This window comes from Brevibacterium sp. (assembly GCF_052105255.1).
Lineage (GTDB): Bacteria > Actinomycetota > Actinomycetes > Actinomycetales > Brevibacteriaceae > Brevibacterium > Brevibacterium linens_B.
In genome coordinates this window covers 46,864-70,808 of the sequence record NZ_JBQDYQ010000006.1, presented here as the reverse complement: position 1 = coordinate 70,808, position 23,945 = coordinate 46,864, and the positions used below count along the sequence as shown (strand labels likewise).

Here is a 23,945-nt window from a genome sequence, read left to right as displayed (position 1 = left end):
CTACCACTCGATCTCGGTCATGGCGGTGTTGAGGCCGGAGCCGACGCCCATGCACAGGATGCGGTCGCCGGGTTTGAGGTTCTCGGCCTCACGGGACAGGGTGATGGGCAGGGAGGCGGGGCCGACGTTGCCCAGCTCCGGATAGCTCACGGGGATCCGGTCGGGGTCGAGGTTCGCGGCCTTCGTGATCGAATTCGTGTGCACATCGGAGACCTGGTGCATGACGTAGCGGTCCATCTCCCGCCAGTTCCAACCGGTCTCGTGGGCTTCCTCCCACGCGGCGACGACGAGTTCCATGCCGCCGGAGAGCAGCCCCTTCGTGTCGGTGAACATTCCGTTGTGGTCGCCGACGCACAGCTCGTGATGCTGGGTGGCCGCACGGGTGATCCCGCCGAGGATGCGGTGGCCCTCCGGATGTCTGTCGGCCGGGCCGAGGACGGCGGCGGCAGCGCCGGAGCCCAGGGTCAGGGACGCGAATTCGTTGAGGTACTCCTCGCGGGTGATGTCCGGACGGTTGAGGCGACGCAGCGTCGCGTCTTGGACGCGGGAGGCGTCTTCGCCGGCGACGATGAGGGCGTACTCGATCTGCCCGGCGTCGATCATGTTCGCGGCCAGGGTCATTCCGTTGACGAATCCGAGGCAGGCGTTGGCGATGTCGAAGTTCATCGCCTGCGGGCCGAGCCCGATGCCGGCGTGGACGCCGACGGCCACGGACGGTTCCAGGTGCTCACGGGTCACGGAGGTGTTGACCATCAGTCCGATGGCGTCGGGAGGGACCCCCGCCTCGGCGAGGGCCTTCTTTCCGGCCGCGATCGCACCATCGGTGAACTGGTGGGGCTCATCCCAGTTGCGGCGGGCGTATACACCGGCGACGCGTTGGAGCAGACCCTGCGGCAGTTTGAGGGAGGACAGAGTATCGGCGAGGCGGTCGTCGAATTCCTGCGAGGTCACTTCGTTCGGGGCCAGGGTCTCGGTCAGGCCGAGCAGGGCCACGTTGGAGTGCCGAAATGTTGCGTTGCCATTCGCCAATTGAAGTACTCATCCCTTTTCGGGTCGTTCGTCGGTGTCGATATCGTCCGCAGAGGCGCGCGCCTGACGCGTCACCACGGGGGAATTCCGGACCTATCTTACCGCCCGGTTTCTGAGATGTTGCTCAGCGTGTGAACCAGGTGAAGCCGTCGTAGAGCAATCCTGTTGCCGCGAGCACGGCGATGACGGCGAGGACGAGCGAGGTCACAGTATGTGAGACCTTGGACGTCTGGAAGCGCACGGCACGCGAATACGACATGGGACGGTCGGTGACGTTGTGGCCGAACTGGGCGAAGATCCGCCAGTCCATGACGTCGATGAGCGACTTCGCGGCCAGGGTGAAGACGATGATGCAGCCGATGCCCATGAACAGCAGGAACACGAAGCCGAGGAAGCCGAAGTCCTTGAAGAACGTCACCACCCGGTCACCGATGGCCACGGCGAAGGCGGAGAAGCCGTCGCTGAAGGGCAGGGCGTCGAACGAGTCGGTGATCGTGGACAGGCTGATGTTGTCGCGCACCGTCTGCACGGACCCGATGTACATGAAGATCGATGCGGCCAGGGCGACGAGCAGGTTGATGATCGAGATCGTCGCATTGTCCGGCCAGAAGTCCAGGTGCTTGATCGTGTAGGTCGCCGACAGCGCCACGCAGATGATCGCGCCCGTCAGCGCACCGATGGTGGCCGGCAGCAGCAGGTTGTTGAAGAACACGAAGGCGACGACGGCGATGAGTGCGGCGCCGAGGATGTAGGTGAACACTGCGACGGTGTCGCCGTTGGCCGCGGTGGCGGCCCGCCGGTTGGCCTCGATCATCTGGCCGGAGTGCTGGATGTTGGCGGCGAGTTCTCCCTTCGTGGCCCGCGGCTGATCGGCGTCGACGTCGTCGTAGCCTTGGGCGTCGTAGCCCTGTGCGTTGTTGGGAAGCACACGGGTCTCATCGTCGCTGCTCCACGGGCGACCGGACTGGTTGTAGCCGGCCTGGCCGTAGGGGTTCTGACCGTACTGAGTCTGCGGGTAGCCGCCCTGGGGGCCGCCGCTGGCGGGGTTCCTGGGCTGCCATCGTCCGAGCTTCGCTCCGATGAAGTAGATGACGAAGACGACGAGAGCCGCGAGGACTCCGATAGAGATGCCGGCGCCGAGCTCGTTCATGAGGGTGACTTCCTGGGGATGGACAACGGTGGTCTTCTTTTCAGTCTATGGACTCATGCCGCTTAGAGCACGTTCCGTCGCCCATATGCGCCGCGCTGCAGCGACGTCGCGCATGACTCCGTCCAGGAGCAGCTGCGTCCTGGCGCTTTTGGTTCCTGGGTATGGCGGGGTCAGGATCCGCCCATTGATGTGCGAAGGAGACACGCGGTGAGCAACCCCCAGGCATTCACCTCCGAGGCCCTGCCTCTCGACGAGCAGCTCGTGCTCGTCACCGGATCCGGACGCGGCCTGGGCGCTGCGATCGCGAAGGCCTTCGCACCGGAAGGTTCGGCGCTGGTCATCAACTACCGATACTCGGCCGAGACCGCAGAAGAGCTCGCCGAGGCGGTCCGCGCTCGCGGTGGAAGTGCAGTGGCCATCGAAGCCGATGTCACGGACTCCCGCTCCGTCGACGCCATGTTCGAAACCGCGGCCGCCGAGTTCGGTACTCCCGTATCCACTGTGGTCAACAACGCTCTCGCAGACTTCTCGTTCAACGGCGATGAACGCCAACCGGCCGATGAGATCGACTATTCGGATTTCGCCGACCAGTTCCACGGTTCGGTAGAAGGTGCGGTCAACACGATCCAGGCCGCGATGCACGGCTTCCGCGAGCTCGGTTCCGGCCGCGTCATCAACATCGGCACCAACCTGTTCCAGGATCCGGTCGTGCCGTACCACGACTACACGGCCGGGAAGGCGGCGCTGCTGTCGCTGACGAGGACGTTCGCGAAGGATCTCGGACCGGCCGGGGTGCGGGTGAACATGGTCTCCGGCGGACTGCTGCGCACAACGGATGCCTCCTCGGCGACACCCGAAGCGGTCTTCGACCAGATCGCCGCCGCCAGCGCACTGAGACGGGTGACGACTCCGGAGGACTTCGCCTCGGCGGTGGTATTCTTCGCCTCTCCCGCTCCGCGTGCGGTGACCGGCCAGCACCTCATCGTCGACAACGGCCTCGTCATGGGGTGACCGGTCCCACCGCAACGTAGAGCGAACCAACTCAGCTCGCCGTCGCCACGCCGACCGCTCGACTCAGTGCCCGCCGCTCGGCCTAGCCTCGACTGCGCGTGTTGTCGCCGAGAGAGCAGCTCAGCTGGACGCCGCCACGCCGACCGCTCGACTCCGCGTCGAGCGCGCGGCGTATAACTTGATACAGCGACGCTGAGATGAGCGGTCGGCAGGGGAGTCAAGGTCATTCGCTGCGCTGGTTGAGTTCGCTCTTCGCCATCGTGTCCAGTTCAGCTTTGATCTTGATGAACTCATGGGGCCGGAACAGGTCCGCCCAGACGAGATTGAAGATGCGGAACCCCGCGTTGAGCAGCTTCATGTGGCGTTCATGGTTCGTCTTGCTGGCTTCGTCGGGACTGGTGCGCCCCATGAAGTACTTTCCGACACCGTGGCATTCGACGATCAGTCCGTACTTCTCATGGCGGAAGTCGTTGCGGCCGAGGAGATTTCCAGCCGCGTCGCAGGTCTCGACTTGAGGGATCATTCCGGTGATGTCGAAGCGATAGAACTTGACTGCAGTGATCGATTCTGCTGCTGACTCGTGGTTCGCGTCCGCGAGGCTGATGGCAAGAGCGGCGGTGCGACAGCCTCGGTGGACCGGTGGAAGGGCGGTTCGCAGTGCTGCTTTGGTGACCAACCGCCGGCGAAGTGCGTCCGAGAGCAATGGGACCGAGAACTCTGGGTCGTATTCGCGAGCAATGTCCACGAGGGTCCTGAGCAATGTCGTGACGGGGAGTCCTCCGATCGAACCGACGTCATTTGGAGGCAGGTGCCGATCACGAATGTGGAGAGTGTCGCTGCTCCGGCGAGTTCCGGTCCGGATCATCTCGCACTTGTCGACTGCGGGGAACGGTGGATCGAGACCATGTAACAAGGCCGCTGACACATGGGAGAAAGCAGCGTCAGGCAACCGGTCATCAGCGTACGACCGGATCAGGGACTTGAGGTCTTCGGTTGTGTCGCGAATGTCCCCATACGTCCGAGGGTACGAGGTCGAGGATGCCGAGTGTACGTCCTGCAGCACGGCGTGAGCCTGCTGATCACAAGGCCGGGTGAGGACGAATTGGCCACGTCGGACCCTCTGCAGACAGCACTGCGCGGCCTTGACGATGTCCTTGTGCGCGAAGCCGAGGCTGCGAAGTCTCTTGGTGCTGAAGACGGTCACCATGAAGACAGTGTGCCTTCATTGAAGTCAAATGGCAATAGAAATCAGCAAATGGAATCAAACGAATGGGTTCGAGGGTGGTCAGCTCTCATCTGCAAGGGACAGATTTTGCCGACCGCTCGACTCAACGCCGCTGTACCGAGGTATGCGTTGAGCGCTCGGCGCTGACTCGAGCGGTCGGCAAGGTGGTGGAGTGCTGAGGTGATCGGTCGACGGTGGCATGAGCGCTCGGCGCTGACTCGAGCGGTCGGCGCTTCCACCGCGAGGCAACCTGCCTGCGAGGTGGCCCCGATGGTGAGTGGGGGACCTCAGAACCGGTCGAGGAAGGCCAAGGCCCTCTCAAAGAGCAGTTCGGCGCTGTCCTCGCGGTAGTCCGGTGTGGTCGGGTCGCTGAACAGGTGTGTGCTGCCCGGGTAGAGGAAGTACTCTGCCTGCGCACCCGCCTGCGTCGCAGACTCCATCAGCGTCTCGATCGTGCCCGGGCTGCGCCAGGAGTCGTCGACGGCGAAATGAGCCTGCACCGGCACTCCTACCTGCCAGCGCGTCGGCTTGGGGAAGCCACCGCCGTGGAAGAGCAGGACTCCGCGGGCGCGCGGATCGTTCTTGCCCATCTGCTGAGCGAGCGCGGCACCGAGTGAGAATCCGCCGAAGACGAGATCGGCGCCGAGGTCCTCGCAGGCGTCCTTCACCCGATCCACGAGGGTCGAGAACCCGACCTCCTGGGAATGGGCGACTGCCGATTCTGCGTCGTCGAAGGTCCTGCCCGCGTAGACGTCGGGAGTGTGCACGGCATATCCGGCCAGGGCGAAGCGTTCGGCGATGGCGTCCATCCCGGACGTCCGCCCCAGAGCCGAGTGGAGAAGTACAAGGGTGGTCATGGGCAATCCTTTCGGAAGCGACGGCGGCTCAGCGGCTGTGTCCGCGGGGGATGGTGAAGGTGTCCGCGCGGGCCGTGGCCCAGTCGTCGGCCCACTCCGAGGGGGTGTCATCAAGGAGCTCGCCAGGCTTCAGCCAGTCGTAGAGGCGAGCATATGACCACGACTCGGAGGCCGAGACATTGCGTCGCAGCATCGTCGGCTCCAGCTCGTCCGGTGCTGCCGCACCCATCGATGCCATGAGGCGGATCGCCTCTGCGACGACTCCATCGTGGTAGTTGCGCACACGTTCGGCCTTGGTGGGCACGTCGATGGCGCGCGCTCGCCGCGGATCCTGTGTGGCGACGCCGACGGGGCATTTGCCCGTGTGGCAGGCCTGGGCCTGGATGCAGCCGACGGCCATCATCATCGCGCGGGCGGAGTTCGTGAAGTCGGCACCCTGGATGAGGCGTTTGACGATATCGGTGCCGGTGGCGATCTTGCCCGAAGCGCCGACCTTGATCTGCTTCCGCAGGCCCGCACCGACGAGCGCGTTGTGGACGATCATCAGCCCCTGAGTCAGAGGCAGACCGACATTGTCCTCGAACTCCAATGGTGCAGCACCCGTGCCGCCCTCGGATCCGTCGACGATGATGAAATCGGGCAGGATCTGGGTCTCCACCATAGCCTTGACGATCGCGAGGAACTCCGTGCGCGAACCGACGCACAGTTTGAATCCGGCGGGCTTGCCGCCGGAGAGCTCACGCATCTGCCGGATGAATTCGAGCAGTTCGATCGGAGTCGAGAAGACCGTGTGTCCGGGAGGGCTGATACAGGTCTGGCCGACGGGGATGCCGCGGATCTCGGAGATCTCCTCGGTGACCTTCGGCCCGGGCAGCACGCCGCCGATGCCCGGCTTCGCGCCCTGGGAGAGCTTGAGCGACACCATCTTCACCTGCGGGTCCTGCGCCTTCTCGGCGAAGATCTCGGGGGAGAAATCTCCTTCCGGGGTGCGGGCGCCGAAGTATCCGGTGCCGAGTTCCCAGATGAGGTCGCCGCCGTGCTCACGGTGATACGGCGAGATCGATCCCTCACCGGTGTCGTGGGCGAATCCGCCCAGCGCCGCTCCTTTGTTCAGGGCACGGATGGCGTTGTTGCTCAGCGAACCGAAGCTCATTGCGGAGACGTTGAGCAGCGAGATGTCGTAGGGCTGAGTGCACTCGTCACCGCCGATGCGCACTCGCGGCGGACGGGGCGGATTGGGGATCGGCATATTCGAGTGCATGAGCGACTCGTAGCCGGCACGGTCGACATCGCGCTCGGTGCCGAACGCGTGCTCGGAGTGGGTGCCCTTGGCCCGTTCGTAGATGGTGGTGCGAGTGTCGCGGCTGAATGGGCGACCGTCCCAGTTGCGTTCGATGAAGTACTGCTGGATCTCCGGCCGGATCGACTCCAGCAGGAATCGGGCGTGCCCGGCGATCGGATAGTTGCGCAGGATCGAGTGCTTCTTCTGCGTGAGATCCCATGCGGCGAGTGCGCCGAGTCCGAGGGCCGAGGCGGCCGCCGCCGCTCCGGCGATCTGCTTGCCTGCCGATTCGCTGGTGACCATCCGGACAATGGGAAATTGCCGTTTCATTGTGCCTCCTTGAACTGTCCTGATCTCGAGCCTAGACCGAGAACGTGAAGTTTTCAGGAAAGGCAGACCTGAGACAGTCGTGGACTGTCGGCGAACCGTCTCAGAACAGGCCGCCGAGACGCGTCAGAACAGGAGGCGGGACCGTCTCAGAAGAGGCTGCCGAGCAACGTCGTCACGAGCTCGTCGACCTGCATCGAATAGGCGACGATGAGGGTGAGCCCGGTGGCGGTCCACGCCATCTCCTTGTTCTGCGCGTAACCGCGCAGCGGCTCCCGCCGATAGCGCAGACCGCCCGCCAGGACGATGCCGAGATCGATGAGCCACCAGATCCCCAGTCCGCCGAGGCTGAGCAGCTTGAGCGCGCCCGTCAGGTACCGGCCGGTGTAGAACCGATCAAAGCCAACGGCCCCGAAGAGCATCGACAGCAGCCAGGTGATGACGAAGGAGCGGTTGTCGGCAACGTCCGCGGGCGGGCCTTCGGTCGGCGCAAGCGATTCCGGGGACGAGGTGGTGACACCGGAGGAGGACGCGGCAGGGTTCTGTGGAGCGGGTGACGGGTCAGAGAGCACCGCAAGGCTGTTCGCCGGGTCCGCGTTGAGTACGGGAATCCCGCTGGTCGCCGTCATCGCTGGCACGTCCATTCACTGCTCGTCGAACTTCTGGTATTCAGCCTAGAAGGCCCAGGGTCGCCTCGGCGATGGGGTTATCCTCCACCTCCCCGCGGTGGCAGGTCTCACACGGTCCGAGCCCCGGAATCGTTTGGGCCGCGAATGTCGTCAGGCATAGCGTAGGGCTCATGAGCACAGGTGAGCCGAGTCCGACGAGCACTCGGCGTACCGTAGCTGCGGTCTTCCTCGCGGGAGTCTCCGTCTTCCTCGTCCTCTACGAGACCCAGGGCCTGCTGCCGGCGATCCGGGATGCCTACGGAATCGATGGTCCGACGGCGAGCCTGACCGTGTCCGCGACGAACGTGGCTATGGCCTGCTTCCTCATTCCGTTCTCGATGCTCGCCCCGCGCATCGGCCACGCCCGCCAGATCGGCGTTGGGGTGATCGTCGCAGCGATCCTCGCGCTCGTCCTACCTTTCACTCCGACCCCGGAGCTGCTCATTGCCGTCCGGTTTCTCCAGGGCCTGGCGATCGCCTCGGTGCCGGCAACGGCCATGGCCTATCTCTCTTTGCGTCTGCCGTCGGCCGCGCTGCCCGGAGCGATCGGGGTCTACATCGCCGGAAACACGATCGGCGGGCTCTGCTCGAGGCTGCTCACCGGGCTGGCGTCGGAATTCCTCGGCTGGCACGGCGGACTTGCGTTCACCGCGGCCGTGTCACTGATATTCGGGCTCATCGTCGTCTGGCTGCTGCGCCACGACCTCTTCTCCACCGCCCGCAGCCGCGGCGTCCTCGACGGGGACGACTCTGATCCGTCCGATGCAGAACCCACCCTCACCGAGGCGGCCGACCCGGACGCTGTCACTGCGGGTGACGGCGGCGCCGAGGCTTCCACCGCCGACGATTCCCTCGCGGCCGGCGACGCCGCCGACGAGGGTGGGGCTGGGAGCGCGCAGCCGCCTCGACGGGCGATTCCGCTGCGCGGAGGTCTGTGGCGGATCTACCTCACCGGGTTCCTGTGCATGATCGTCTTCGGCGGATCGTTCACGATGCTCGGCACCCGCCTGCAGCAGGATCCGTGGGACCTGAGCGAGGGCGCGGTCGCCCTGTTCTTCCTCATCTACCTCGTTGGCACCGTCGTCACCACGTATTACGGTCGTCTGGCCACGAAGTACCCACGCACTCGGATCACCCTGGCGGGAATGGTCATCGCGCTCGCCGGTGCGGGGCTGACTCTGGTCGATTCGCTTGCGGTGATCATCATCGGCATGTCGCTGCTCACCGCGGGATTCTTCCTCGGACATACGGGTGCTTCCGCGGCGGCGAGTGCCGCCCGGCCGGGAGTCGATTCGACCCGTTCTGCGGCCATCTACCTCACTGTCTACTACCTGGGTACGAGCCTCGGCGCCTGGCTCTCGGCGGTCCTCTTCGCCGACTTCGCTTGGCCGGGAGTCGTCGCCATGTGCGCGAGCTCCCTCATTGTGGTTTTCGTCTTGACCCTGACCGGTGCTCCGCTAGGCTTCAAGAAACGCAGCTGATCGCTCGTTCAGTGTCGCCGGCGTCGGTGGCCTGTCGCCTGCGGTCGCGTCGTGTTACTCATCCGCCGGTGGCTTCCGCGCCGGCATCGTCGTCGAAAGGCCAGTTCATGTCCGAGACAACCAACTCGACCGTCGTCCACGCGATCACCGACGGCGTCGCCCACGTCGAGATCGACCGTGCCGACAAGCTCAACTCGCTCACCCGCGAGGTCTTCGAAGACCTCGTCGAGGCGGGGCTGGCACTTAAAGGTTCGAGCGAGGTCAAGGCCGTGGTCCTGTCCGGTCGCGGTCGTGCCTTCAGTGCCGGTCTCGACTTCACCGAGCTCGCCCGGATCGCCGAGGCGGGAGCCGCGACCCGATCATCCGCTGAGGAAGCGGCCGAACAGGCAGCCGATGCCGGTGGGCCGGGTGCGCCGGAATCCGTGGCCACCGCCGTCGATATCGGCGAGCGACTCGGTTCGGCCCGGGCACTGGCGCAGAAAGCCGTGCATGTGTGGTCGCTCGTCGATGTCCCGGTCATCGCTGCGGTGCGCGGGCCGGCGCTCGGCGGCGGGCTGCAGATCGCCCTGGGCGCGGACATGCGGGTGGCGGGACCGGATGCGAAGCTCTCACTCATGGAGCTCGATTGGGGGATCATCCCCGATATGTGCGGCACCCAGCTGCTGCCACGGCTCGTGGGACCGGCTCAGGCGAAGAAGCTCATCGTCACCGCCGATGCGATCGGTGCCGAAGAAGCTCTGCGCATCGGCCTCGTCGAAGAGGTCGTCGAGGACCCTCTGGCCCGTGCTCTCGAACTGGCCGGGCAGATCGCGGGCCAGTCACGGTCGGCGCTGGTGTGGGCGAAGCGGCTCGTCGACCTGTCCTATGACTCCGACTTCAGCACCGGACTCGACGCCGAACAGGAAGCGCTCGCCGCGCTGTTGGGCACCGACGAGCAGAAGCAGGTCGTCGCCACTCGCCTGGCCGCGATGAGGGCCCGCGCCAAGGGCTGAGGTCGAGATCGCCGGGGTCCTGCTGTAAGCAGCGGGAGCCTGGACTCAGGCGCGGGAAGTCGGATTCGGGCGAATGAGGTGACCTAAGAACCGCGGTTGGATGGGAACTCCGGGCGGACGGGATCGATGATCCTCTCGGAGGTGATCGCCTCGGCGACGGTGGAGAACGCCGCGAGCTCACGGAGCAGCACGAACGTCGGCCGCATGAGCTTCAGCCGTCCGGCTCCCTCATCGGTGAGGACCCCGGTCACCGAGCGCCACTCGCTCGTGTGCGCCTCCGTCGTCTGATGCTGGGCGGCGGCGAGCTCGGGAGCCGCGATCGCATAGAAGTACGTATCGAAGCGTTTGGGCCGACCCAAGGGAGTCACCCAGTTCGCCCACGGCTTGAGCCCGGCCGGGTCGAGGGCCGCGCCCGTCTCCTCCTCGACTTCGCGCACAGCGGTGGCGAGCAGGACGCGCCAACCCTCGGCATCCTCGGCGATGGTCGAATCGGACCATGCGGAGGTGTGCACATGCTGATCGGGGACGGCGATGGTCGGTGCGGTCGTCGCATCCACAGGGTCGACGCGACCGCCGGGGAAGACGACGACGCCGGCGGCGAAATCCATCGTCGACACCCGGTGCTGGACGAACACCTCGATACCCTCGTCCCCGTCACGGAGCATGAGCACGCTGACGGCGGGCCTGATCGGGACCGCCTCGGCGTCGGCGATATCGGGACCGCGGCTCGCGCTGTCGGCAGTATCCGAACGGTCGGAGCCTTCGGGGTTGATGTCTCGAATCACGTTCAGCACCTTCGCTCACAGCAGTTGATGTCTGCTTCCAGTATGCCCGGGCTCGGGCAGAGGGGCGACGGGGGTGGGGCGGGTGCGCGCGAGCGGGCAGGATACGATGGGTGACAATCTGACATCCTCCATCTGAGGCCGCTAAACCAACCGGTGACGAACAGGGCGGGGCTGAACGGGCACTATATGAGCAGTTTCGGGACCTATCCGTTCTTCAACATCAACCAGGCTTGGCCGAACTGGCTGATCATCATCCTGCTGTTGGTCGACATGATCATCCGCATCATCGCGCTCGGCTGGATCCCGCACAACCGCAAGCCGTCGGTCGCACTCGGGTGGCTGCTCGCGATCTTCCTCATCCCGTATGTGGGCATTGCGGCGTTCCTGCTGCTGGGGTCATCGAAGCTGCCGAAGCGGCGGCGAGACAAACAGGCGAAGATGAACGACCTCTTCCGCGATCAGATCCGCCACCAGGCGATCGTCGGGCGCTGCGACCATATGCCCGAACCGCTGCGCACCGCCGCGAAGCTCAACTTCGACCTCGGCGCCCTGCCGATGACCCATGGCAACTCCTTCGATCTCCACGTCGATAACCATGCTTGCATGGATGCGATGGCCGTGGCCGTCGACCGGGCACAGCGGTTCGTGCACTTCGAGTTCTACATCGTCGCCATCGATGACACGACGAGGCGGCTGCTCGAATCGCTGCTGGCTGCGCACCGGCGCGGTGTGAGTGTGCGCATCCTCATCGACCACGTCGGATCGCTCGGCTATCCCGGGTATTCGGAACTCGTCAAGAGGCTCGACTCCTCGGGGGTGAGCTGGCGCCGGGCGCTGCCGATCCGGCCGTGGAGGGGCGAGTACCAGCGGCCTGACCTGCGCAATCACCGTAAGATCCTCATCGTCGACGGCGACGTCGCGTTCACCGGTTCCCAGAACATCATCGATCGCTCCTACAACAAAGCACGCAATCGGCGGAAGGGCTTCCAGTGGAAGGACCTCTCGCTCGAATGTCGTGGACCGGTCGTCGAAGAGCTCGATGCGGTGTTCATCACCGACTGGTATTCGGAGACCGACGAAATCCTCGACGAACCCGACAGGTTCGAACTCGACGCCCCCGAATCCGGCGGGATCCAAGCCCAGGTCGTGCCCTCGGGGCCGGGGTTCGAAGATGAGAACAATCTGCGGCTGTTCAACCACCTCATCTACAACGCGAACCGGAGCATCGTCGTCTGCTCGCCGTATTTCGTGCCCGACGAGTCCCTGCTGCATGCGCTGACGACCGAAGCGCGCTCGGGTGTCGACGTGCGCCTCTACGTCGGTGAGACGAGCGACCATTGGCTGACCCACAAGGCGCAGCAGTCCTACTACGACGACCTGGTGCGGGCCGGAGTGCGGATCTTCATGTACCACGCTCCGACGGTGCTGCATTCGAAGTTCCTCATCATCGACGACGACGTCTCGATCATCGGTTCGTCGAATATGGATGAACGGTCATTCGCGATGAACCTCGAGGTCACTCTCTTCATCGTCAACAAGGAGTTCGCGCAGCGCATGTACGAACTCGAAGCCGAACACTACGCCCCGAACTCCGTCGAGCTCGATGCCGAGGAGTGGCAGGCACGGCCGCTCCTGAAGAAGTATCTGGAGAACGTCGCCCGCCTGACGAGCTCGCTGCTGTAGGCGCGCGGGGACGTTGCCTGCCGCCGCGGTGGGAGCGGGTGGGAGCCGCGGACGTCGAAGGCGGCGGGATCCGCAAACAGCACAGAAAAAGGCGTATAGCCCAGTTTCAAAACTGGGCTATACGCCTATTTCTGGGCCGTAGCGAACTAGGTCGGGGTCGCGCTGACCGAAGTGCGCGGCGACGCAGCCGGCCTGCCGACGCTCAGCGGTCGTCGGTGACTCCGGCCGGACCTTCGTCCTCGAGGTGACGCTCGGGATCGGTGATCGAGTCCTGGGCCTTCAGTGACGACTTGTGCTTAGCCGTGGTGTCGGACTTCGCTGTTTCCTGCGCGGCCGTGGTGCTCTTCGCCGTCGTGTCTGCCTTCGCACCAGCCGAATCCTCGTCACCGTCGAATTCGGAGACGGGAGTGTTCGTGGCAGCGGCGGCATTGACCTTGTCGGCCGCGGTCTGAACGGCATCGGCGACGGCCGGCGACTTCTCGCGGATCGACTGGTTGGCCTTCCCGACGGTGTCCTGGACGCGAGGGTCGGTCCACAGTTCCTGTGCCTGGGCCTTCAGCCGTTCGTAGCTCTGGCGTCCGGTGCGTGATCCGAGAATGAATCCGACTCCGAGGCCGGTCAGGAGAATCAATCTCTTCTTCATGGTCGTGCTCCTCTTCGCAACTTGACGTCACCGTCTCCGGCACTGGTGTGCGGCACAGGTCCGAGCAGCGATGTGGCAGCGCACGGGCACTGTGCCCTCAAGATCCAGCTTATACCGAGTCTGGCTCTTACGGGTATGGATTCACCCGCGCCGTCATCGCAGATTCTCGACGGTAGCGGCTCGGCTCAGTCGAGACTCGGCTGCTGCTGGGTGATGCAGTGGATTCCGCCGCCGCGGGCGAAGAGTTCGCGCGCATCGACTCCGACGACCTTCCGCCCCGGGTAGACGCGCTCGAGCACAGCGGCCGCCTCGGCGTCCATCGGATCGTCGAAGGCGCAGGCGATGACCCCGCCGTTCGTGACGAGGTGATTGACATACGAATAGTCGACCCACCCTTCCTCGTCGCGCAGCACCTCGGGAGCCGGGATCGGCACCACTTCGAAGGGTGTTCCGTCGGCGGTGGTCTCGGCCGCGAACTGCTCCTTGAGCGCACGACTGAATTCGTAGTCCGGATGGTCGGGATTGCGCTGATCGTGGACGAGGACGACGCCGGGGCTCGGCATCGCGGCGACGATGTCGACGTGTCCCCGGGTGCCGAAGGTCTGGTTGTCGCGGTGGAGTCCGCGGTCGAGCCAGATGACCTTCTTCGCCCCGATCGTGCGCGCGAATTCGGCTTCCACGTCGGCTTCGGTCAGTCCCGGATTGCGGCCGGGATCGAGCTGGACGCTGCGCGTTGCCAGCACCGTTCCCTGACCGTCGACGTGAAATCCGCCGCCTTCGTTGCGCAGATCCGAGGACACCACGGGAGTCCCGGCGAGGCCCGCGACGAATTCTCCGATGTGCTCATCGTGATCCCAGCTCGCCCATTCCTGCGCGCCCCAACCGTTGAACACCCAGTCCACCGCACGCAGCGCACCCGTCTCGTCGACGACGAAGCTCGGCCCGATATCGCGCATCCACGCATCGTCGAGTTCGGCGTTGACGAGCGTGATCTCGTGGTTGATCCCTTCGCCGAGGTGGCGCTTGGCATGATCGGTCTGGGCACTGGTCACCACGACCGTGACAGGGGTGAATTCGCTGGTGGCGCGGGCAACGGCGGCCCACGTGGCGCGTGCCGCCTCGGCCTCGAGTTCCGTGTCGCCGAGCGCGTAGCCGGAGGATGGGAACGCCATCCACACTTGGTCCTGGGCGGCGGTCTCCGCCGGCATGTGCAACGTCATCGTTCGTCCCTTCGCTGGTGGACTGTCGCTGAGCCGAGTGTAGCCAGAATCTCGCCGAGGCGGTCGACGGAATTCGTTGCGGCCCGCCCGGCTCTCGGCTCGCTTCCGCGGACGCTCACCCCACGGGCCAGGGCGGCCATGTCGATTCCGTATAGTCAGGCGAAGAACTGGCAAGTAGGAAGAACAGGCAAGTAGAACGTGCCAAAGGAGGCATCAAGTGTCAGCAGCAGACGCAGCATTCGGACGGCAGGGGACGGGGCCGCTGGCCGGGACCATCGTGGCCGACTTCTCGCGAGTCCTCGCCGGCCCCTACGCGACGATGATGCTTGCGGATCTGGGGGCCACGGTCATCAAGGTGGAGGGGGAGACCGGGGACGATACACGTCATTGGGCGCCGCCTCGGCGAGGGGACGATGCGACGTATTTCCTCACGGCGAACCGGAACAAGCACTCCGTCGTCCTCGATTTCAAGGACTCCGACGACCTCGCCTTCGCGCAGCAGCTGGCCGCGCGTGCGGACGTGCTCGTGGAGAACTTCAAGGCCGGGGGGCTGGCGAAATACGGCCTCGACTATGAGACGGTCAGCGCCGTCAATCCGGGCATCGTCTACGCCTCGGTGACGGGTTTCGGCCGCGACAATCCGCAGCCGGGCTACGATCTGCTCATCCAGGGTCTGTCCGGATTCATGTCGGTCACGGGCTCGGAGGAATCGGGCCCGGTCAAGGCGGGTGTCGCCGTCGTCGACGTGATCACGGGACTGCATACGGCGGTCGGCATCCTCGGCGCACTCAACCACCGCAAGGACACCGGGGTCGGTCAGCTGGTCGAGACGAACCTGCTGTCCTCGGCGCTGTCCGGGCTGGCGAACCAGACCTCCGCGTACGTGGCCGGCGGCGTCACTCCGCAGGCGATGGGCAACAAGCACCCGAGCCTCTACCCGTACCAGCCGATGCCCACGGCGGAGGGTCAGATCATCATCGCGTGCGGCAACGACAAACAGTTCGCCCGGCTCGCCGAGGTGCTCGGCCACCCCGAATGGGCGACCGATGCACGGTTCGCGAACTTCGCCGACCGCAACGTCAACCGCGATGACCTCGAACCCGAGCTCATCGCCGCGCTGAGTGAGAAGACGAACCAGGAGTGGTTTGACATCCTCACCGAGGCGGGGCTGCCCTGTGCACCGATCAACTCGATCGCCCAGGGCGTGGACCTGGCATCGTCGCTGGGACTCGAACCCGTCGCCGAGGCGGGTCAGGGAGATCGCGTCATCCCAACCGTGGCCAACCCGATTCGGCTGTCCGAGACCCCGCCCAGCTACGAACTGGCCCCGCCGATCCTCGGCGATTCCACCGAAGCGGTCAAGGCGTGGCTGCGGGCCGTCGAGTAGGCGGCGTTCTGACGTGGGCCGGCGAGTCATCGTGCGCGCGGTGGGCGCGGATGATGGGTCATCGTGCGTCTGATGACCGCGAATGATTCTGCCGGCACCCGGGCGGGCAGTGCCACAGCTGAAGTACCCTATTGACTGTGCGTTGTCACCGAGAGATCTGCGAAACGACCAACGAAGCGCGGGACCTGCGGTGACGGCAGTCGTATTCCCAAGAGAGTTCCGGAACCGAGATGGACAATGAGTCGACCGAGGTCACACCTCGGAGACGTTCGGCGGTGAAACGGACCCTGATGGTCATCGCGATGGCGATCACCGGGTTCCATATCTTCGCCAGCTTCCTGTGGATCGCCCCTGCTTCGACGATGCGGGAGGTGATTCCCGGTGACCTGCTCTCCAAATACATGATCCCGCTGTGGGGACAGTCGTGGAGCGTGTTCGCCCCCGAACCGATCAACGGAGACTACTACTTCGACGTGCGCGCGGTGATCACAACCGACAGCGGCGAAGAGATCACTCAGTGGGTGCGGGCCACCGACGTCGAACTCGACCACTCCACCTACAAGCTCTTCCCGCCGCGGTCGGCGGGGCTGGGCATCGGAGTGGCCTCGGACATCAAGGGTTCGTGGGAGGATCTGCCCGGCGACCAGAAGGCGATCGTCAAACTCGACTACTTCAAGGGCGATGACTCCGTCGACCGTCTGGAGACGAAGCTGAAGGAGTACGACGACCCGGAGAACGCGATCCCGGCCTACCTGGAGAGCGAACACCTGGCCACGGCCTATGCGACCCAGGTGGCGAAGGCCATCTGGGGCGACGATGTCCAGCGCGTCCAATACCAGGCCGCCCGTCAGAACGTCGTGCCGTTCGCCGACCGCAACGACAAAGGCGCGAAACGTCCGAACATCCAGCCCGTGCCCGTGGGCTGGCGCGCCCTCGTCGTCGAAGACCATCAGTCCCAGGAGGAATTCACGAAGTACTTCTGCGCCTCGGACGAAGTGAGGTGCGTCGGTGAACAGTGACAACACGACCCGCAGGGACGATCGTGACGCCCAGGTCACGGACCAGCGGACCGGCACGACCGCCTCGGCGCGTGATTCGGCTCCTGAATTCGGGTTGGTCCCGGTGACGACCCTGGTGCGGACGAAGCTCGCGCAGGGGTGGGACTGGCTCGAGGAGATGCTCACCGGGCGGTACCACGCGACCTACGGGCTGGCGGTGACGCGGATCCTCATCGGCCTCACCGGGCTCGGCCTCATCCTCACGAACTTCAGCGCGCGGCATTACACCTTCGGTGTGGGATCGGCCTGGAACGGCGAGATCGCCGAACCGAAGAGCGACTTCCCGAACATCTGGCTGTTCTCCCTCTTCCACCGGGCGGTGACTGTGCCGCCGCTGTTCACCGCGATGATGATCGGACTTGCGCTGCTGGCGATCGTCATCATCCTCGGCTGGCGCACGCGCATCGTCCTGCCCTTCTACCTCGTGCTGTGGGTGAGCTTCATCGAGCTCAACGACGGGGCGGGGGATCAGGGCGACAATGCCTACCGGATCTTCATGATCGCCCTGCTCTTCGCCGATACGACCCGCCGGTGGTCCCTCGATGCCAGGCGGCGGGCGAGGAACCCGGAATTCCCGGACCACGACGGCGGTCAGTGGCGCTGGGCGCTCATCATGGCCCACAATCTGGCGATCGTCGTGCTCGCGTTCCAGGTGTGCGCGATCTACATGTCGGGTGGTCTGTACAAGGCCGGAGGTGAAGCCTGGCAGCACGGTTTCGCCGTGTACAACCCGCTGCACACTCAGCAGTTCGGCACGTGGCCGGTGCTGTCGGACCTGATGACGGCGTGGGGGCCGATGGTCGTGGCGATCTCGTGGGGATCGATCCTCTTCCAGTGCGCCTTCCCGTTCATGCTCTTCAACCGCTACACCCGCATCATCGCGCTGCTGGGCATCCTGTCCTTCCATTTGGGCATCGCGCTGCTCATGGGCCTGCCGTGGTTCTCGCTGACGATGATCGCCGTCGATGCGATCTTCATCCGCGACCGTTCATTCGCGAAGGTCAGCGCCTACCTGCGGCACTGGTGGACGTCATCGGCGCCGCGGGATGCTGGTGGGGCTAGTGACACTGGTGGCGGCTCGGGTGCTGCCAAGGGCGGGTCTGCGAAGACTCGTACGCGGTCGTCCGCAGGCTCTCGCGGCAAGTAACCGTCGCGCATAGCACTCAGCAACCGGCAGATGCTGAAATGGGACACCCTGCTCTGAAATGCCCACCGAAGAAAGTGAGCGATCCAGAGCAGGGTGTCCCATTTCTGTGCTGTGCCGCGCTGCGGTCAGCGAAACAGCCCAGTCTGAGTTGGAAAGCCCATGCTTGAACATGTGCTTTCCAACTCAGACTGGGCTGAACCCGCGTGACCGGGAGCCTTACCGCTTGGGGCGCAGCACCAGGCCAGTGGCCTCGGGATCCTCGGGCAGGTCGACGACCACGGTGTCCCCGTCGACGATGTCGCCGGCCAGCAGGGCGCGGGCCAGTTTGTCGCCGATCTCGCGCTGGACCAGCCTGCGCAGCGGCCGGGCACCGAACGCCGGATCGTAGCCTTCGCGGGCCAACCAGTCCTCGGCACCCTGTGTGACCTCGAGCGAGATCCGGCGGTCGGAGAGCCTGCGCGACATGTGCGCGATCTGCAGATCGACGATCGACGCGAGCTCGGTTTGGCTGAGTGCGTCGAACAGCACGATGTCGTCGAGCCGGTTGAGGAACTCGGGCTTGAACGTCGAATGCACGACATCAAGCACCTTGGACCTCTGCTCCTCGGTCGACAGGTTCGTGTCGACGAGGAACTGCGAACCGAGGTTCGAAGTCAGGATCAGGATGGTGTTCCTGAAGTCGACCGTACGGCCCTGACCATCGGTGAGGCGGCCGTCATCGAGGACCTGCAGCAGGATGTCGAAGACGGACGGGTGCGCCTTCTCCACCTCGTCGAGCAGGACGACGGAGTACGGACGACGGCGGACCGCTTCGGTGAGCTGGCCGCCCTCGTCGTATCCGACGTAGCCCGGAGGGGCACCGACGAGGCGGGACACGGTGTGCTTCTCACCGTATTCGCTCATATCGATCCTGATCAGGGCCTTCTCATCGTCGAAGAGGAAGTCCGCCAGCGACTTCGCGAGCTCCGTCTTACCCACACCGGTGGGCCCGAGGAACAGGAACGAACCGGTCGGACGGTCGGGGTCGGCGACACCCGCACGCGAACGGCGGATGGCGTCGGAGACCGCGGCGACAGCGTTCTTCTGACCGATGAGGCGCTCACCGAGGATGTTCTCGGCTTCGAGCAGCTTCTCGACCTCACCTTGGACGAGGCGTCCTGCGGGGATGCCCGTCCAGGAGGAGACCACCTCGGCGATATCGCTGCTCGAGACCTTGTCCGAGACCATCGGATCCGAGGTCTGACCGGCTTCGGCCTGAGCCTCTGCTGCTTCGGCTTCGGCGATCTCCTTCTGCACGGCGGGGATCTCCCCGTAGAGCAGGCGGGATGCGGTCTCGAGGTCCGTGTCGCGCTGAGCCTTCTCGGCCTGCGAGCGCAGTTCGTCGAGCTTCGTCTTCAGCTCACCGACCCGGTTGAGGCCGGCACGCTGGGACTCCCACGTCGCTTCGAGCGAACGCAACTCCTCCTCTTTGTCGGCGAGGTCGGCGCGCAGGGCGGTCAGGCGCTCGGCCGATGCGGAATCGTTCTCCTTCGACAGGGCCATTTCCTCCATCTTCAGGCGGTCCACGGCGCGGCGGAGCTCATCGATCTCGACCGGAGCCGAGTCGATCTCCATCCGCAGGCGGGAGGCCGCCTCGTCGACGAGGTCGATGGCCTTGTCCGGCAGCTGCCTGCCGGTGATGTACCGGTCCGACATCGTCGCCGCGGCCACCAGCGCGCTGTCACTGATCGAGACCTTGTGGTGCGCCTCGTAGCGTTCCTTGAGCCCGCGGAGGATCGCGATCGTGTCCTCGACGCTGGGCTCTCCGACGAACACCTGCTGGAACCTGCGCTCAAGGGCGGGGTCCTTTTCGATGTTCTCGCGGTACTCGTCCAGGGTCGTGGCGCCGATCATCCGCAGCTCGCCGCGGGCGAGCATCGGCTTGAGCATATTGCCCGCGTCCATCGAGGAGTCCCCGCCGGCGCCGGCTCCGACGATCGTGTGGAGCTCGTCGATGAAGGTGATGATCTGCCCGTCGGAGTTCTTGATCTCCTCGAGCACGGCCTTGAGCCGCTCCTCGAACTCGCCGCGGTACTTCGCGCCGGCGACCATGGCGGACAGGTCGAGGCTGATCAGCGTCTTGTCCCGCAGCGATTCGGGCACGTCTCCGGCCACGATCCGCTGGGCCAGGCCCTCGACGACGGCGGTCTTGCCGACGCCGGGATCACCGATGAGGACGGGGTTGTTCTTCGTCCTGCGCGAGAGCACCTGGACGACGCGGCGCACTTCCTTGTCGCGGCCGATCACCGGGTCGAGCTTGCCTTCGCGGGCGGCGGCGGTAAGGTCGACGCCGAACTTCTCCAGCGACTGCATGGTCTCCTCGGGGTTCTCCGAAGTGACCTTCTTGCCTCCGCGCAGTTCGGGCAGGGCCGCAAGCAGTGCGTCCCGGTTCGCCCCATTCGCGCGCAGCGTCTCGCCGGCGCCGTCATCTCCGGCCGCCGCTGCGAGCAGCAGGTGCTCGGTCGAAACGAACTGATCGCCCAGGGAGGTCATCTCCTCCTGCGCGAGGTTCATCATCTCGAGTCCGGCGCGGGACAGGCCTGGCTGGCTGACCGAAGATCCGCTGACCGTGGGGAACCTGTCGATCACTGCTTCAATCGCGGTGAGCACCGACTGTGGGTCGGCGCCGACCTTCGTCAGCAGGGCCGAGGCCAGGGAGTCGGGCTGCTTGAGCAGCGCGGCCACGAGGTGGGCCGGTTCGATCTGGTTGTTGTGCCGGGCGACGACGTCGTTGACCGCAGTCTGCAGCGCCTCCCGGGATTTGGTTGTCATCTGTGCGTCCATCTGCGCATCTCCTTCTTTCAATTCTGGGCTGATTTGAACTCTCGCCGAGAACAACATCGACAAAGTTGAGTCTATTCCGCTCAACTTTGAATTTCCAGAGGAATCTTCGTCGAAACATTCCGCCCGGATGCGTGCCCCTGCCCCACCGGGACCGGCCCGGAGACCCAGCCGGGACCGGCCCGTTCCTACCGGGTGATGACCGACTGGAGGTCGAAGCGGTGGAGCACCTTGTCCGCAACCTCCGGATCGGTGCCGCGCTCACGACGGGCCTTGAGCACCTCGGCGCGAGCGGACTGCATGGCCTTCTTCTGCACGGCCAACGTCTGCTCCCGGTGTTCCTTGAAAGCCATCGCCTGCTCCGAACTCGCCTGGTCATCGGTGGTTCCGCTGAGCTGATCGTGCAGGACTTTGAACCTCGCGCGCAGTGGTTCGATGATGTCGTCGGGCAGGCTGTGTCATCGTTCTTGATCTCGCGCATCGCGGCCTTGTAGGCGCGCAGTGCGATGTCCCTGGTCGCCTGATGTTCCTTCTCCGCTTCGTCGTCGATGCCGAGGGCGGCGACGACCACGACGGCGATGAAGCCGCCGACGAGCAGCGCTCGCCCGAGGTCGGCATGCTCGGATTCGACGATGAGACGCAGATCGAGGCCGATGAGTCCGAAGGCGATTCCGGTGATGAGCATCTCGAGGACCTGCCACGTCGAATTCTGCGTCACCCGCTCCGCCGAGTTCCCCTCGACATCGCGGCGCCGCACTTCGAGAGCGGCCACGACGACGGCGATGACCCCGCTGGCGTGGAAGTGCTCGGCCACGAGGTAGACGCCGAAGGGCAGGACGAGCATCAGGGAGGACCGAGCGATCGTGTGATCGATCTTCTCCATCACCCACCAGGCGGCGAAGGACAGGACCAGACCGACGAGGATCGCCACGACGGCGAAGACGGCGAACGACACGGCCAGATCGGCAAAGTCCACTTCGGTACCGGCCAATACCGCGGCCATCGCAGTCTGGAAGATGACGAGGGAGGCGGCATCGTTGAACAGGCCTTCGCTCTGCAGGGTCGACATGATGCGGCGGGGGATCGACACGGTGCTGGCCACGGCTTCGACAGCGACCGGGTCGGGTGGGGCGAGCATCGCGCCGAGCGCGATGGCTGCGGCGATCGTGATTCCGGGGATGAGGAAGACCGCGGAACCGGCGACGGCGGCCACGGTCACCCCGACCAGGGCCACGGAAGCTTGAGCTTCTGCCCCACACCGACCACCACCGAGGTGGCGGCACCGAATCCGATGATCATCAGCAGTGTGGTCATGCCAGTCCTTCCGTGCCGCTCCCCTCGGGGCGGACGGGTCCGGAGGCGGGCGGAAATCGTCGGAGCAGATTCCGCGCCGGGCCCGGTGGCCTTTGGCAGAATGAGGCTATGTCGGAATCAATTGTATTCGTCCACCTCGACGACGGGGTCGCATCCGTGACGATCAATCGGCCATCCACGCGCAACGCGCTGTCGCTTAAGGTGATGGAATCCCTCATCGACACCCTCACCGAGGTGGCCGACCGCACCGATGTGCGCGCAGTCATCTTGTCGACCGCCGGCCATGTGTTCAGCTCCGGTCATGACCTCACCGAGATCCGCGGGGCGGATCTGGAGACGCAGCAGGTCACGTTCGATGTCTGTGCGCGGCTGATGCAGCTGATCCGATCCGTCCCACAGCCGGTGATCGCGCAGGTGCAGGGCGTGGCCACGGCGGCGGGCTGCCAGCTGGCGGCGACCTGCGATCTGGCCGTCGCCGCCGAATCCGCCAGGTTCGCGACGCCGGGGGTGAAGATCGGGCTGTTCTGCTCGACGCCGATGGTGGCACTGTCGCGTGCGGTGCCGGCGAAGCAGGCGATGCGGATGCTGCTGACCGGTGATTTCGTGACCGCCGAGGATGCGCTGAGGTTCGGTCTCGTCTCGGATGTCGTCGCCGATGCCGATCTGGAGTCGGCCACCGTGGAATTGGCTCGCAAGGTCGCGTCCGCCTCGTCGGCTACAGTTGCCCTAGGAAAGGCTGCGTTCTACGAACAGCGGGAACTGCCTGTGGCCGATGCCTATGCGCGGATGTCGCAGGTGATGGCGGACAACGCCGTCGCGGCCGATGCGCAGGAGGGGATCGATGCCTTCCTGAACAAGAGGGAACCGCAGTGGCAGCACCGCCGCTGAGGCGGAGGGTGTGACGATGAGAAGGGGACCGTCGTGTCGGTGATAGTGACCGGAGCCAGCGGCTTCATCGGTGGTGCCATTGCCCGGGCGCTCGCCAATCGGGACGAAACGGTCTATGCCCTGTGCCGGAGAGACCCCGAGATCCCCGGGGTGAACTTCCAACACTGGGACATCACGGAACCCGCTCCCGCGTCGGTGACCTCGTTGGCCAAGAGCGTGACTTCGGTCTTCCACTGTGCCGGAATCTCTTCGGTCAGCGCCGATGACGACGATCTCTACGCCGTGAAGGTGACGGGCACGCGTCATGTCCTCGACGCCTTCCCGGTCGCCCGGATCGTCCACCTGTCCTCGACGACGGTGTACTCCGAGACCGAACCCCACACCGAGCTGTGGGAGGAGGCCGGGCCGAAGGACCCCAGCGAATTCGCCGACGCCTACTCCCGCACTCACGCCCTCGCCGAGCAGCTTGTCATGAGGATCCGCCCCGATGCCGCGATTCTGCGGCCCGCGTCGGTCTACGGTCCGGGGGAGACGATGCTCATGCCGTTCCTGGCGAGGCTGGCCAAGAAGGGTGTGCTGCGGCTGCCCGGCGGCGGTCGGCAGAAGCTCACCCTGACGCATGTCGACAATGTGGTGCGGGCCGCTCTCGCCTGCCTCGACGTGCCGTCGGCGGCGGGACCCTTCAATATCGGCGACCCGATTCCGTACCGGCTCAAAGAGGCGATCGTCACGCACTTCGCGCGGATGGGCTACGACCAGGTCGTCATCGAAGGCGTGGCCAAGGACAAGGCGCTGGTCGCGGCGAAGCTCGGACTCAAGATCAAGGGCGTGTTCAAGCGCGGGGACCAAGCGAAGCTCTTCCTCGTCAAGTACCTGCAGTCCGATCGGACGTACAACCTGTCGCGGCAGCAGCGGGTGCTCGGCATCTCGACTACACAACACCTCATTCCGTCCCGCCTGCAGTAGGACGCTGGGGCC

General features: G+C 65.2%; 21 protein-coding genes and 1 pseudogene. 10 read left to right on the top strand and 12 right to left on the bottom strand.

Going from position 1 to position 23,945, the window contains the following annotated elements; translation table 11 throughout:
• On the bottom strand, positions 1-1,029 hold the full coding sequence (locus ACTIIH_RS03670) for a 3-oxoacyl-ACP synthase III (protein ID WP_441450528.1): 1,029 nt from the start codon (positions 1,027-1,029) through the stop codon (positions 1-3).
• 124 nt (positions 1,030-1,153) lie between these two features.
• The gene (locus tag ACTIIH_RS03665) at positions 1,154-2,179 is read right to left on the bottom strand and encodes a hypothetical protein (protein ID WP_441450526.1); all 1,026 of its coding nucleotides are present in this window, start codon (positions 2,177-2,179) and stop codon (positions 1,154-1,156) included.
• Between the two features lie 207 nt (positions 2,180-2,386).
• On the opposite strand from ACTIIH_RS03665, the gene ACTIIH_RS03660 reads away from it, so the two are divergent.
• Positions 2,387-3,190 carry a 3-oxoacyl-ACP reductase gene (locus ACTIIH_RS03660; protein WP_441450524.1) on the top strand — a complete coding sequence of 268 codons (804 nt, stop codon included), beginning with the start codon at positions 2,387-2,389 and terminating at the stop codon, positions 3,188-3,190.
• A gap of 223 nt (positions 3,191-3,413) precedes the next feature.
• On the opposite strand, the gene ACTIIH_RS03655 is transcribed toward ACTIIH_RS03660, so the two are convergent.
• Positions 3,414-3,935, bottom strand: coding sequence for a hypothetical protein (locus tag ACTIIH_RS03655; protein WP_441450523.1), 522 nt, complete (start codon positions 3,933-3,935; stop codon positions 3,414-3,416).
• A gap of 300 nt (positions 3,936-4,235) precedes the next feature.
• On the opposite strand from ACTIIH_RS03655, the gene ACTIIH_RS03650 reads away from it, so the two are divergent.
• Entirely contained in the window at positions 4,236-4,562 is a 327-nt protein-coding gene (locus ACTIIH_RS03650; protein WP_441450521.1) for a hypothetical protein, read from the top strand.
• Positions 4,563-4,702: 140 nt separating this feature from the next.
• Here the strand turns inward: ACTIIH_RS03650 and ACTIIH_RS03645 are convergent, their stop codons facing one another.
• The 3 genes from ACTIIH_RS03645 to ACTIIH_RS03635 form a co-directional block, all read right to left on the bottom strand.
• Positions 4,703-5,383: a dienelactone hydrolase family protein gene (locus ACTIIH_RS03645; RefSeq protein WP_441450520.1), complete on the bottom strand. Its 681-nt coding sequence runs from the start codon at positions 5,381-5,383 to the stop codon at positions 4,703-4,705.
• A complete protein-coding gene (locus tag ACTIIH_RS03640; protein WP_441450518.1) occupies positions 5,301-6,884 on the bottom strand; it encodes an FMN-binding glutamate synthase family protein in 1,584 nt (527 codons plus the stop codon). Before ACTIIH_RS03640 ends, ACTIIH_RS03645 begins: the two co-directional genes overlap by 83 nt.
• 146 nt (positions 6,885-7,030) lie before the next feature.
• Positions 7,031-7,510, bottom strand: coding sequence for a TM2 domain-containing protein (locus ACTIIH_RS03635; protein WP_441091747.1), 480 nt, complete (start codon positions 7,508-7,510; stop codon positions 7,031-7,033).
• Positions 7,511-7,680: 170 nt separating this feature from the next.
• On the opposite strand from ACTIIH_RS03635, the gene ACTIIH_RS03630 reads away from it, so the two are divergent.
• Both ACTIIH_RS03630 and ACTIIH_RS03625 read left to right on the top strand, forming a co-directional pair.
• On the top strand, positions 7,681-9,030 hold the full coding sequence (locus ACTIIH_RS03630; RefSeq protein WP_441091748.1) for an MFS transporter: 1,350 nt from the start codon (positions 7,681-7,683) through the stop codon (positions 9,028-9,030).
• Positions 9,031-9,137: 107 nt separating this feature from the next.
• A complete protein-coding gene (locus ACTIIH_RS03625; protein WP_441450517.1) occupies positions 9,138-10,022 on the top strand; it encodes an enoyl-CoA hydratase-related protein in 885 nt (294 codons plus the stop codon).
• 83 nt (positions 10,023-10,105) lie between these two features.
• Here the strand turns inward: ACTIIH_RS03625 and ACTIIH_RS03620 are convergent, their stop codons facing one another.
• Positions 10,106-10,807 (bottom strand): NUDIX hydrolase, encoded by a 702-nt coding sequence (locus ACTIIH_RS03620; protein WP_441450515.1) that lies wholly within the window; start codon positions 10,805-10,807, stop codon positions 10,106-10,108.
• 186 nt (positions 10,808-10,993) lie between these two features.
• Between ACTIIH_RS03620 and cls the strand changes: the two genes are divergently transcribed.
• Positions 10,994-12,490 carry a cardiolipin synthase gene (gene cls, locus ACTIIH_RS03615; protein WP_441450513.1) on the top strand — a complete coding sequence of 499 codons (1,497 nt, stop codon included), beginning with the start codon at positions 10,994-10,996 and terminating at the stop codon, positions 12,488-12,490.
• A 202-nt stretch (positions 12,491-12,692) separates the two neighbouring features.
• Here cls and ACTIIH_RS03610 read toward each other — a convergent pair whose 3' ends face one another.
• Together ACTIIH_RS03610 and ACTIIH_RS03605 are read right to left on the bottom strand one after the other, a co-directional pair.
• A complete protein-coding gene (locus ACTIIH_RS03610; protein WP_441091752.1) occupies positions 12,693-13,133 on the bottom strand; it encodes a hypothetical protein in 441 nt (146 codons plus the stop codon).
• 185 nt (positions 13,134-13,318) lie between these two features.
• Entirely contained in the window at positions 13,319-14,353 is a 1,035-nt protein-coding gene (locus ACTIIH_RS03605) for an agmatine deiminase family protein (RefSeq protein WP_441450511.1), read from the bottom strand.
• Between the two features lie 217 nt (positions 14,354-14,570).
• Here ACTIIH_RS03605 and ACTIIH_RS03600 point away from each other — a divergent pair, with 217 nt between their 5' ends.
• The 3 genes from ACTIIH_RS03600 to ACTIIH_RS03590 all read left to right on the top strand — a co-directional run bounded on the left by ACTIIH_RS03600 (position 14,571) and on the right by ACTIIH_RS03590 (position 17,945).
• Complete coding sequence (locus ACTIIH_RS03600) at positions 14,571-15,740, top strand: CaiB/BaiF CoA transferase family protein (RefSeq protein ID WP_441450509.1); 1,170 nt, start codon at positions 14,571-14,573, stop codon at positions 15,738-15,740.
• A 230-nt stretch (positions 15,741-15,970) separates the two neighbouring features.
• Positions 15,971-16,759, top strand: coding sequence for a DUF5819 family protein (locus ACTIIH_RS03595; protein WP_441450508.1), 789 nt, complete (start codon positions 15,971-15,973; stop codon positions 16,757-16,759).
• Positions 16,760-16,916: 157 nt separating this feature from the next.
• Positions 16,917-17,945 carry an HTTM domain-containing protein gene (locus ACTIIH_RS03590; RefSeq protein WP_441450546.1) on the top strand — a complete coding sequence of 343 codons (1,029 nt, stop codon included), beginning with the start codon at positions 16,917-16,919 and terminating at the stop codon, positions 17,943-17,945.
• Between the two features lie 216 nt (positions 17,946-18,161).
• Here ACTIIH_RS03590 and clpB read toward each other — a convergent pair whose 3' ends face one another.
• The 3 genes and pseudogenes from clpB to ACTIIH_RS03575 all read right to left on the bottom strand — a co-directional run.
• Entirely contained in the window at positions 18,162-20,768 is a 2,607-nt protein-coding gene (clpB, locus tag ACTIIH_RS03585; RefSeq protein WP_441450506.1) for an ATP-dependent chaperone ClpB, read from the bottom strand.
• Between the two features lie 185 nt (positions 20,769-20,953).
• Positions 20,954-21,118 (bottom strand): hypothetical protein, encoded by a 165-nt coding sequence (locus ACTIIH_RS03580; protein WP_441450548.1) that lies wholly within the window; start codon positions 21,116-21,118, stop codon positions 20,954-20,956.
• A gap of 284 nt (positions 21,119-21,402) precedes the next feature.
• A pseudogene (locus ACTIIH_RS03575) lies at positions 21,403-21,978 on the bottom strand (cation:proton antiporter domain-containing protein); the annotation flags it as partial.
• A 257-nt stretch (positions 21,979-22,235) separates the two neighbouring features.
• Between ACTIIH_RS03575 and ACTIIH_RS03570 the strand changes: the two are divergent.
• Both ACTIIH_RS03570 and ACTIIH_RS03565 read left to right on the top strand, forming a co-directional pair.
• Positions 22,236-22,967, top strand: coding sequence for an enoyl-CoA hydratase (locus ACTIIH_RS03570; RefSeq protein WP_441450504.1), 732 nt, complete (start codon positions 22,236-22,238; stop codon positions 22,965-22,967).
• A 33-nt stretch (positions 22,968-23,000) separates the two neighbouring features.
• Entirely contained in the window at positions 23,001-23,933 is a 933-nt protein-coding gene (locus tag ACTIIH_RS03565; RefSeq protein WP_441450502.1) for an NAD-dependent epimerase/dehydratase family protein, read from the top strand.
• Positions 23,934-23,945 lie beyond the last annotated feature (12 nt).